We start from the raw sequence: 10618 nt of genomic DNA, 5'->3' as shown, positions 1-10618 counted from the left end.
TCAGAGACGCGCATCGCCGGCCATGGCCGAGCGCAGGGAGAGCGGGCGGGGATCGGTCCAGACGTCGCGGATATGGGCGAGGCATTCCTGGCGCGAACCGGCAAAGCCCGCGGCCTCCCAGCTCACCGGAATCCGCTTGTCCTGCGGCCAGACCGAATAGTGGTGCTCGGTGTCGATGACGACGATCCAGAGATCGTCGCGGGGCTCAAGATTGTCCATTCGAAGCTCCTGCAGAGATTGACGTCATGCGCAAATGACGGATCCTGACGGCTCCGGTTTAGAAAATTGATGAGAATTTTTTTCTTCGTCCAACCCTAAATCGGGCAGGAGATGGATCGTCATTCTACCAAATCGCCACAGGAGCGGGCTTCATGCTCGCGGCATCAAAAGTCCTGCCGATCAAGGAGAACATCATGGATTTCGACGCCGCCAAACAGAGGCGGACTCTGCAGTCGCGGAGCTACATCAGGCTCGCCCCGAATATCGTCCACCTGAAGACCGCGCACGGGCACCACGAAGCCGCCCATGAGGCCGAGGCCGGCGTCGCAACAATCACCTTCTACCACGGTGATCCCACGCAATCGGCGGAGCTTCTGATGGCGGCGGCCGAAGCGGTGACGGCGGAGGATCGGTCGATCAAGTCGGTCCGTTTCGAGGGGCATCAGGCGAGCTTACCGCCGCATATTTCGAGCGCGGGAAAGCTCGATTCCGCGATCCTGTGGCAATGGCCGTCGCTATGGCTGCCGCAGCTGACCTATCCGCTGCCGCCCGTGCAAGAGATGACCGCCGGCCGCTATCATCCGCGCCGGCCGGCAAAGCCGAAGGGCACCGTCTACCAGCGATTCATTCCCTGGCTGGAGCGGGACATCAGCTTCCGGGTGGCCGATCCCGAGACCGATCTTGCCGCCTTCCACCGCTGGATGAACGACGAGCAGGTCAACACGATCTGGGAGGATGCGGGCTCGCTCGACAAGCACCGCGAGATCCTCGAAGAACGGATCGCCGATCCGCATGTGCTGCCGCTGATCGGCAGTTTCGCTGATATCCCCTTCGGCTATTTCGAGGTCTATTGGGCCAAGGAAAACCGGCTCGGGCCCTTCTACGATGCCGACGATTATGATCGCGGCTGGCATGTGGCGATCGGCGAGCCTGATTATCGCGGCAAGAAATGGATCAGCGCCTGGCTTCCCTCGCTGATGCATTTCATCTTCCTCGACGATCCCCGCACGCAACGCATCGTCGGCGAGCCGCGCGCCAGCCACGAGCAGCAGATCCGCAATCTCGACCGCTCGGGCTTCGCCAAGATCAAGCATTTCGATTTTCCGCATAAGCGGGCGCTGCTCGTCATGCTGAGCCGCGAGCGCTTCTTCGGCGATCGTCTCTGGGTGCCCGCATCATGAACGACATGAGCGAAATGAGCGGCAGTCTGCGGAAACGGCGGCTTGCGCCGGAAGATCTTGCCAGCCCGCACCTGTTCCGGCTGCTGCTGCGGCTCGGGCTGCCCGCCATGTTCGGCCTGTCGATCAATGCCGCGCATCACACGATCAACATGGTCTTCGTCGGCATGATCGGCGAAGACCAGATCGCCGCCATCATGATCGTGCTGCCGGTCCTCATGCTCGTCGCCGCTTTCGGTGAAGGCATCGGCGTCGGTGTCGCGACCGAGGTCGGGCGCGCGCTCGGCGCCGGTGACCGGTCGCGGGCGAGCACCCTTGCCTCGGTCAGCCTTGCCGCCGGCGTCGCCTTCGGCGCGGTAAGCGCGGTTGCGATCGTCGCCTTTCCCTCTGCCCTGCTGTTCGGCGCCACGCCGGCGATCGAGCCGCTGGCGCAGCGTTATCTCCTCATCATCGCGATCTCGATACCGCTGACGATGGCGCAGATCATTCTCGATTTCCTGGCGATCGCCGAGGGCAACGCCCGCTTCAGCATGTGGACGCTCGTCGCCTGCTTCGCGCTGAACATCATCCTCGACCCGATCATGATCTTCGGCTTCGGTCTCGGTCTGCAGGGCGTGGCGATGGCAACCATCCTCTCTCAGCTCGTGGCGCTCTCGATCTACGGCGCCTACCATGCGAGACGTCTCGGGACGATTCGGCTGACGTTCTCCTGGCGGTTCGCCGATATCAGGCATCTCAAGCCGGTGCTTGCTGTGGGCGCACCGACGACGCTGACGAGCCTTGCGACGGCGGGCGCGATTGCCGCGATGCTGTCGGTCGCCGGCACCTATCACGGTGAAGACGGCATCGCCGGCGTCGGCATCGCCTTGCGGCTGCTTGCGGTCGGCGCTTTGCCGGTCATCGGCATTTCGCTCGGGGCGCAGTCCATCCTGAGCTTTGCCTGGGGGCGCGGGGATATATCGCGCGTGCTGGCGGCAGCCCGCATGCTTTCCGTGGTCACGAGCGCGGTCGGCGGCGTCTACGGGCTGGCAGCGATCATTTTTTCCGAGCGCCTTGCCGCGTTCTTCACCGACGAAGCCGCCGTGCTTTCGATCGCCGGCCAGGCGATCGTCGCAACCCATCTTCCCTTCCTGCTGTTCGGCCTCCGGCAAACCGTGCTGATCCTCTTCCAGGCGCAGGGCAGGCCGAAAGCCGCGCTTGCCGTCGGCCTGGCGCAGAACGGATATCTTCTCTTTCCGCTGCTCTCGCTCCTGCCGCCCTGCTTCGGCTTTTCCGGCCTGCTCGCCGCCATGTTCCTGTCCTCGGCGCTCACCGGCCTGCTGTCATGCGTCTGCCTGGCAAGGTCGCTCAGCGCACTCCGGCAGCGCTCGGCCGACGATCCGACCGCTCTCCGTCCCCATCCCAGCTTTTGTCCATGAGAGGATTATCATGAACCAGTCGTTCAGCCCCCGCGACCTTGGCGCCCATGCGGCCGCCGACGATCTCTTCACGCCCGTCGACCCGGCCGCCTTCAACGCCGTCTCGCCGCCGATCTTCCAGACGTCGCTCTTCACCTATGACAGCTACGAGGCAATGGAGGATGTCTTCGCCGGCCGGACGCGCAACTTCATCTATTCGCGCGGCGACAATCCGACCGTCCGCGAATTCGAGCTTCTGGTCGCCCGCCTCGAAGGCGCCGAAGACGGGCGCGCCTTCTCCAGCGGAACGGCCGCCATCACCGCAACCATTCTCAGTCTGGTGGAAGCGGGCGACCGGGTCGTTGCCGTCCGCCACCTCTATAATGACGTCTACCGCCTTCTGGTGAAGCTGCTCGGCCGGCTCGGCGTCACCGTCGATTTCGTCGATCCCTCCGATCATGAAGAGGTGCGCAAGACGCTGCCGGGCGCCAAGCTGCTCTATCTCGAAAACCCGTCTTCCTTCATCTTCGAGCTTCAGGACATCGTGGCGCTGTCGGCCATGGCGAAAGAGGCCGGCGTGACGACGATCATCGACAATAGCTGGGCGACGCCGCTCTTTCAGAAGCCGATCCAGCATGGCGTCGATATCGTCATCCACGCCGCCTCGAAATATCTCGGCGGCCATAGCGATACGGTCGCCGGCGTCGTCGTCGGGTCGAAGGAGGCGATCGCGAAGATCAACTCGACCTCCTATCCCTATGTGGGCGCCAAGCTCGCGCCCTTCGAGGCCTGGCTGCTGCTGCGCGGCATGCGCACGCTGCGGGTACGCCTCAAGGAGCATGAGCGCAGCGGGCTTCTGCTCGCCGATCGGCTGAAGCAGCATCCCGACATCGCGCGTGTCCGCCACCCGGCCTTTCAGGATCATCCCGGGCGAGCGACGCTCTCGGGTTACGCCGGGCTCTTCGCCTTCGACCTGACGCCCGATATCGATGTCGCGCGCTTCGTCAACGCGCTTCGCGAGATCCGCCTCGGGGTCAGCTGGGGAGGACCGGAAACGCTGGTCGTTCCGGCCAAGGTCGCACTGCAGATCCCCGACCGGATGACCACTTTCATCCGGTTCGGCGTGAGCGAGCAGACGATCCGTTTCGCTGTTGGGCTGGAAGAGCCGGAATTGCTGTGGAACGATTTGCAGCAGGCGCTGCACGCCGCGAAGCGGTGATATCCCGCGGGCGCTCGTGATCGGGGTGGGCAGGCTCGGCCATTGCCAAATGGCAATGCTGCTCCGCCGCCTTGATCATGAAATTGACGAGTGTCCGGGAGACACCGAGTTCGGCTGCGATATCCTTCTGGGGCACGCCGTTCAGGCGATGGCGGATGAAGGCGTCGTTGGTGCGCTTCGGCAGGGCCTCGAGCGAGGCAAGCACATCACGAAGGGTCTCGGCGGCGACCAGCTGATCGAGCACGGTGGGGATGGGCGCCGTCATTTCCTGGACCTGGTCGATCGACCAGTAGTTGTTCACCCGCTGGCGCCGTCGGCGGCTCTCGTCGAGGGCGAGATTATAGACCATCCGAAATGCGTAACCGATCGGGCAACGGATGTCGTCGGTTTTGACCCCGTAAGCTTTGATCACGCCGTCCTGAAATATATCTTCAGAATATGACCTTGATTTAACAACGCTTTCGATCGTCTTCAGGAGCCTATCCTTGTTTTCGATCATGGCGTTGACCACGGCATTTCCGTTCACATCACGATGCGATGCTCGCATTGTCCTGTACCCTTTTTACAAATGGAAAATCAGGCTCTGTCGTTGCTGGTCGGTTCGGCCTCGGTGTTCCTTTTTGAACAAAGGTACACGATGTGATTGCAGTGTCTAATTTAAGGTGATAACAGGAGTCAAGTTTAAATCGACCGAGCGGAGGCGAGAAAAAAATGGGACGGACAGTCGAGGTTCTGACCGGCAAGGCGGAGCTCTGCCGATCGATCATGGGGGCTTTGCCCGACTGGTTTTCGGAACCCGGAGTCATCGAGGCAAGCGCCCGGGCAGTCGAGGAACTGCCGGTGTTCGGGTATGTCGAAGCGGATGTCGTCACCGCCATGATCGCCTTGAAGCCGCACCTGCCTGATGCCGTCGAGATCGCGCTGATCGCGACCCGGCCCGACTATCACGGCCGCGGCGCCGGGCGTCATCTCGTCGATGTGGCCGAACGCTTCGCCTACGCTTCCGGCGCCCGGCTGCTGACGGTCAAGACGCTTGCGCCGCGCGGCCGCGACGAGCCGCAATTCGAGGCGACGCGGCGCTTTTATGACCGGACGGGCTTCGTCAGGGCGGAGGTGTTTCCGAAACTCTGGCATGAAGATCATCCGTGCCTGTTCATGGTCAAGCCGCTCGCGGGGATGCAGCCAGGCGAGACTACGCTTTGAGACGACGAGATTTTCTTCTTGGCGCCCTGGCAATGACCGGTGCTCCCGCCATCGCACAGGCTGACGACGGAGGCGTCGTTTCGCTCGACTACGGATTGGCGTCGACAATGCTGGCCCTCGGCAGCGTCCCGCGCGCAATCGCATCCTTGAGAAACTGGCCGGAATGGGTGGTCGAGCCGGCGATGCCATCAGGCGTCGTCGATATCGGCACCACCGCCGAGATCAATCTCGAAGTCCTGACCAGCCTGCGGCCATCGCTCATCCTCAGCACACCCTTTCTTGCAGCCATGGATGAGAAACTGTCGCGGATCGCGCCCGTGGAAACCTTCACCGTCTATGCCGAGAATGGCGAGGCGCTCGGCCGCTCCTACGCCGAAACGCTGCGTCTCGGCGCCATGATCGGGCGACGTCAGGAAGCGGAAGCATTTCTCGCTCGCGCCGACGCCACGTTCGATCGGCTGCGCAACCGGATAAAAAGCCTGTCGGCGCCGCCGGTCGCCGTCATCAATTTCATCGACCAGAGGCATGCGCGCATCTATGGCGGCCCCGGACTTTACGGCGGCGCCATGAACCGCATCGGCCTCGATAATGCCTGGAAGGGCGAGGCGAGCTACTGGGGATTTCAGACGATCGGCCTGGAGCAGCTCGCCGAACTCGGCGAACAGGCGCACCTCGTCGTCGTGTCGCCGCTGCTGCCGCCCGATGTCCTGACCCGGCTTTCCGAAAGCCCGCTCTGGACCAGCCTTCCCTTCGTCCGGCGGCAGAAGATCTCGGTCGTTCCAGGCGTGCTGATGTTTGGAATGGTCCAGGAAGCGCTGCGCTTTTCGACCCTGATGGTCGATGTTCTGGAGACTGCCGCCCGATGACAGCGCAAATTTCCCGCTTCGGCGCGCCCGCACTCGCGGCGCTGCTGCTGTTTTCGGGCCTCGGCCTGGCTCTCCTCGACGTGCTGCCGGCGCTGCCGCATCTGGAGACATCAGGCGGTTACGATGCCCAGCACCTTCTCCTTCTCTATTCGACGCTCCCGCGCATGGCCACGGCCCTGATCACCGGCGCCGCCCTCGCGCTGTCGGGCACGATCCTGCAGCAGGTGCTGCGCAATCCGCTCGCTTCGCCGACGACGCTCGGCGTTTCGGCCGGGGCCAATCTGGCGCTGGTCTCCTTCATGCTTGCCTTCCCGTCGCTGACGGGATGGGGCCGCGACGCGGTGGCGCTTGCCGGAAGTGCCGCTGCCGCCTTCGCGATCTTCTCGATCAGCGCCCGGCATGGCTTCTCGCCCTTTTCCCTCATCCTGTCCGGCATGATCATCGGTCTCTGGTGCGGGGCCGCGGCCGCCATCCTGATCTTGACGAACGAGCAATATCTTTCCGGGATCTTCATCTGGGGCGCCGGATCGCTTTCGCAGCAAAGCTGGGCGATCCCGATTTCGCTGCTGCCGAAGGTGGCGCTGCTCGCCGCTCTTGCCCTTCTCGCCACGCGGCCGCTGGCGCTGACCCAGCTCGGCGATGCCGGCGCGACGAGCCTCGGCCTGCCGATCAAATGGGCGCGCGGCTTCATCCTGGCGATCGCGATTGCGCTGAGCGCGCTGGTCACCAGTGCCGTCGGCGTCATCGGCTTCATCGGTCTGGTCGCCCCGCAGATCGTCCGGCTGGCAGGTGCACGGCGCGTCGTCAGCCAATTGATCTGGTCGCCCGTTGCCGGCGCCAGTCTGCTCCTTCTGACCGATGAGGCGATCGAGCTGCTTGCTCCCGGCGATTTCGTGCCGACCGGGGCGGTGACCGCATTGCTCGGCGGACCGATCCTCATTGCGCTCCTGCCTCGCCTTGCCACCGCCACCCGCGCCCTGCCCGGCATGGCCTCGCCAAAGATTGCAGTCGGCAGCAGAACCACATCGCTTGTCCTGCTGCTCCTCGCGGTTGCCGCTTTGGCAACGGCGGCGGTCTTCTTCGGCCGTGCGCCGGACGGAAGCTGGGCCTGGCTGCCGGCCGCCGCGTGGGATGAGATCCTTCCCCTTCGCCTGCCGCGCGTCGCCGCTGCGTTCGGCGCCGGAACCGTGCTCGGCGTGACGGGGCTGGTCTTGCAGCGGCTGACCGGAAATGAAATGGCAAGTCCCGAAGTGCTCGGCGTTTCGGCGGGAGCAACGCTCGGCGTCGCCGCCGCCATGTTCGCCTTCGCCGCACCGGGGCTGACCATCCAGCTTGCCTTTGCCGGCGGCGGCGCGCTTGCCGTGCTGCTGCTGATCTTTCTCCTGAGCGCTCGTTCGGGCTTCGGCCCGAACCGCGTGCTGCTCGCCGGCATCGCCTTCGGCGCGATCCTCGACGCCGGGATCGGCGTTCTCGCGGCAAGCGGCGATCCGCGCGGCCTGGCGCTGATCCGCTGGATGGCGGGCTCGACCTATTTCGTTGATAACAACGTTGCGGCCAGCGCCATGCTGATTGCGCTCGCCGGTATCATCGCGGCCTTTCTTGCAAGCCGCTGGCTTGCCCTGCTGCAGCTCGGCTCGGAGACGGCGAGCGAACTTGGCCTCAGGATTGCTCCGGCGCGCGGCGTCCTCTTCGGGCTCTCGGCGATCATGACAGCTGCCGCCACGCTCGTCGTCGGCCCTTTGAGCTTCGTCGGACTGATGGCGCCGCACCTTGCCCATGGGCTTGGACTTCGCCGTCCCTCCATCCAGCTCCTCGCCGCCGCGCTGATCGGCGCGACCTTGCTCGTCATCGCCGACTGGGCCGGCCGCATGATCGCCTTCCCCTACCAGGTCCCTGCGGGATTGATCTCGGCCCTGGTCGGGGCGCCGATGCTGCTGTACGTTCTGCGCCGGCGACCTTAAGGGGCCGCCGCCTTCATACCGTCAATGCTTCGGCGTCGACGCCTGCAGGGATGCGCAACGGAGAGGAAGGATCGGTCGCAGCGCGCCATACTGCCTCGACGACGTCGACGGGCTGCGTCAGAGCGGTCGCCGATTGCTGCTCCCAGGACGCGAATACGTCTGCGACGACCGACGAATAAGCCTCCGGGAAGCCGCCCTGTTGTTGAAGCCGTGAGCGCGCGGTATCGCCGAACCGCGTCTCCGGCGCGCGCCCCGGGAGCACGATCCTCACGCGCACATTGAATGGCTCTAGCTCGAGCGCGGCAGACTCGGTGAAGGCGTTCACCGCGGCTTTGCTGGCCGTATAGACCGAGAGGAGCGGGAGCGGCTTGAGCGTCACGCTCGACGTGATGTTGACGATGACCCCCTCCCGCCGCTCCCGCATCTGCGGCAGAACCGCTTGCGTCATCGCGATCGTTCCGAGAGTGTTCGTCTCAAAAACATCGCGAGCGATCTCCATTGGCGTTCCCTCAACGGCGTTGAGCCAGCCGATGCCGGCGTTGTTGACCAGCACATCCACAGGACCAGCGGTCTCAACCGCAGCGCGGATGCTTTCAGGGCTCGTGACATCCAGCGCAACGATCTTGAGATGGTCCGAGATCGGCAGAAGGTCTTGGCGCCGCGTTCGCATGGTGGCGATCACCTTCCAGCCATGCGCGAGAAAGAACCTGGCAATTTCCAGCCCGAACCCCGACGAGCATCCTGTAACGAGAACCGTCTTCATATCTGTCTCCTATCCATGCTGACGGCGATAGATGTAGACGGCGATATCGCTACTGAATATCATGCATCGTCCACGTTTCATTATCAGGCGTATCGATGAGCGACCCTCTGGCTGAAATGGTCACGCTGCTGCAGCCGGCGGCGCGCTATTCGAAGTTCGTCAGCGGCGCAGGGACGTGGCGCGTTGAGGCCAGGAAACGGGCCAGCCTTTCTACTGCGTCGTCCTGGAGGGTTCTGCGCGGCTGAGCGCGGAGGACAAGCAGCTCACGCTGCGCGAAGGCGACTTCATCCTGATCCCGGCCGCCCATGCCTTCACGATGTCGAGCCTCGACGACGGATTGTCGCCCGGCATCGATCCCCTCACCGTCACCATGCTTCCTGTAGAAACGCGCCACGGCGATCCCGAAGGGGCTCCGAATGCACGATTGCTGGTCGGCCACTTCGCTTTCGGCTCGCCCGATGCGGCTTTGCTGGTTTCCCTGCTGCCGCGGATCATCCATATCCGCGGCGACAGCAGACTGTCCGTGATCGTTCAGCTCGTCACTGACGAAGCCCGCGCCGAGCGGCCGGGAAAGAACATGATCCTGGCGCGACTGCTGGAAGTATTGCTTGTCGAGGCGCTGCGCTCGAATGCTGGGGAGAAGGCGCCGCTTGGAATTCTGCGTGGCCTAGGCGATCCACGCCTTGCTGTGGCTATCCGTCGGCTGCATGAAAATCCCTCCAAGGAATGGACGGTGCAGCAGCTTGCCGGCGAGGCTGCCCTGTCGCGGTCGGCGTTTTTCAATCGCTTTCGTCGCGCTGTGGGCCTCGCGCCGATAGAATATCTCATATCGTGGCGCATGGCGCTCGCCAAAAACCTGCTAAGGCAGGAGGATATCGGCATTCAGGAGATCGCCGAGCGCGTCGGATATGGCTCCGCAAGCGCGTTCAGCACGGCATTTACACGCTTTGCCGGATTACCGCCCTCAAGATATGCCGAGCAGTCAAAAACCATTTCAAACGCCGCCGCATGACTCCGAGCGGCGTCAATGCCGCCCGTCCGGCAGCGGACAGGCTTCACCGCAGCCGCCAACGCCCGGCAGGTTATAGCGCAGGCAGCAGACTTTGCGGCGAGCAAATTCGAAGCCGCATTGCTGGCGCGCCATGCGGATCATGCCGAACATCGGATTGCGCCGGCCGCATGGCCATGCGGCTTCGTCAAGCAGCGCCAGACCGCCTTCGACGAGAGCGGGCTCGTGGCGGTGGGCGATCTCTTTCAGGATCCAGGAAAGATATGCCGCGGCATTGTTCCAGAGCAGCTTCGGCGCCACGCCGGCATTGGCCGCAATCGCCGCGATCACGGGCTCGGCATGGCCGAGCATCAGCCGGTGAAGCTCGGCAGCCGGATCGGTGGCAAGCTCGGGGCTGCCGGACATCACGAATGCTTCCGGCTCGCCTGTCTCACCATCGCAGACCAGCGACAGCCCGTCGATGTCCAATGGCAGCGCAATGCGGTTTACAAACATATGGACGCTCGGAGCGATCGTCAGCATGCTGAAATAATAGAGCGTCCACATGGAGACGATCGCACGGCGGTCGCTGCCCGGAAATTTCTGCGCATAGCGCGCGATGATGCCGTCAAACACCTCCCGGTCGCCAAGGTCCCTGCAGGGAATGACAATCCCGGTCGGCGGCGCAGAAGCAAGCAGCTTGCCGCGGCAATAGGCGAACGGGCCATCGCCCACCAGGCCGTCGAGGTCGACGGCCTGTCGGGCGACAGGATGGTCGGCAATCGAAGGGCGTGAGGCCGCCCCGTTCATCTCTGCCGCCATGC

At 63.9% G+C, this 10618-nt stretch carries 10 protein-coding genes and 1 pseudogene; 7 read left to right on the top strand and 4 right to left on the bottom strand.

Going from position 1 to position 10618, the window contains the following annotated elements:
• Complete coding sequence (locus tag EFD56_RS00905; protein WP_126904432.1) at positions 1 to 219, bottom strand: MbtH family protein; 219 nt, start codon at positions 217 to 219, stop codon at positions 1 to 3.
• Between the two features lie 194 nt (positions 220 to 413).
• Here EFD56_RS00905 and EFD56_RS00900 point away from each other — a divergent pair, with 194 nt between their 5' ends.
• From EFD56_RS00900 to EFD56_RS00890, 3 genes are read left to right on the top strand one after another with little or no spacing between them, the layout of a single operon-like run.
• Complete coding sequence (locus EFD56_RS00900; protein WP_170967824.1) at positions 414 to 1400, top strand: GNAT family N-acetyltransferase; 987 nt, start codon at positions 414 to 416, stop codon at positions 1398 to 1400.
• Positions 1397 to 2815 (top strand): MATE family efflux transporter, encoded by a 1419-nt coding sequence (locus tag EFD56_RS00895; protein ID WP_085744586.1) that lies wholly within the window; start codon positions 1397 to 1399, stop codon positions 2813 to 2815. Before EFD56_RS00900 ends, EFD56_RS00895 begins: the two co-directional genes overlap by 4 nt.
• A 10-nt stretch (positions 2816 to 2825) precedes the next feature.
• The gene (locus EFD56_RS00890) at positions 2826 to 4013 is read left to right on the top strand and encodes a PLP-dependent transferase (protein ID WP_037146419.1); all 1188 of its coding nucleotides are present in this window, start codon (positions 2826 to 2828) and stop codon (positions 4011 to 4013) included.
• Here the strand turns inward: EFD56_RS00890 and EFD56_RS00885 are convergent.
• The gene (locus EFD56_RS00885) at positions 3904 to 4560 is read right to left on the bottom strand and encodes a sigma-70 family RNA polymerase sigma factor (RefSeq protein ID WP_126904431.1); all 657 of its coding nucleotides are present in this window, start codon (positions 4558 to 4560) and stop codon (positions 3904 to 3906) included. The two genes, EFD56_RS00890 and EFD56_RS00885, sit on opposite strands and share 110 nt — an antisense overlap.
• Before the next feature lie 164 nt (positions 4561 to 4724).
• Here EFD56_RS00885 and EFD56_RS00880 point away from each other — a divergent pair, with 164 nt between their 5' ends.
• Genes EFD56_RS00880 through fhuB form a run of 3 tightly spaced genes read left to right on the top strand, consistent with a single transcriptional unit; the run spans position 4725 to position 8043 of the window.
• Positions 4725 to 5216: a GNAT family N-acetyltransferase gene (locus tag EFD56_RS00880; RefSeq protein WP_010014252.1), complete on the top strand. Its 492-nt coding sequence runs from the start codon at positions 4725 to 4727 to the stop codon at positions 5214 to 5216.
• Between the two features lie 32 nt (positions 5217 to 5248).
• On the top strand, positions 5249 to 6082 hold the full coding sequence (locus tag EFD56_RS00875) for an iron-siderophore ABC transporter substrate-binding protein (protein ID WP_037146423.1): 834 nt from the start codon (positions 5249 to 5251) through the stop codon (positions 6080 to 6082).
• Positions 6079 to 8043, top strand: coding sequence for a Fe(3+)-hydroxamate ABC transporter permease FhuB (gene fhuB / locus EFD56_RS00870; protein WP_126904430.1), 1965 nt, complete (start codon positions 6079 to 6081; stop codon positions 8041 to 8043). The genes EFD56_RS00875 and fhuB overlap by 4 nt, the downstream gene beginning before the upstream one ends.
• A 13-nt stretch (positions 8044 to 8056) precedes the next feature.
• Here the strand turns inward: fhuB and EFD56_RS00865 are convergent, their stop codons facing one another.
• Positions 8057 to 8806 (bottom strand): SDR family oxidoreductase, encoded by a 750-nt coding sequence (locus tag EFD56_RS00865; protein ID WP_004669160.1) that lies wholly within the window; start codon positions 8804 to 8806, stop codon positions 8057 to 8059.
• Positions 8807 to 8901: 95 nt separating this feature from the next.
• On the opposite strand from EFD56_RS00865, the pseudogene EFD56_RS00860 reads away from it, so the two are divergent.
• A pseudogene (locus EFD56_RS00860) lies at positions 8902 to 9818 on the top strand (cupin domain-containing protein).
• Positions 9819 to 9830: 12 nt separating this feature from the next.
• Here EFD56_RS00860 and fhuF read toward each other — a convergent pair.
• Positions 9831 to 10616: a siderophore-iron reductase FhuF gene (gene fhuF, locus EFD56_RS00855; protein WP_004669166.1), complete on the bottom strand. Its 786-nt coding sequence runs from the start codon at positions 10614 to 10616 to the stop codon at positions 9831 to 9833.
• Positions 10617 to 10618 lie beyond the last annotated feature (2 nt).

It is taken from the genome of Rhizobium phaseoli, from assembly GCF_003985125.1.
GTDB lineage: Bacteria > Pseudomonadota > Alphaproteobacteria > Rhizobiales > Rhizobiaceae > Rhizobium > Rhizobium phaseoli.
Note: the sequence above shows the minus strand (reverse complement) of the source record. Positions and strands in the feature narration are given on the sequence as shown.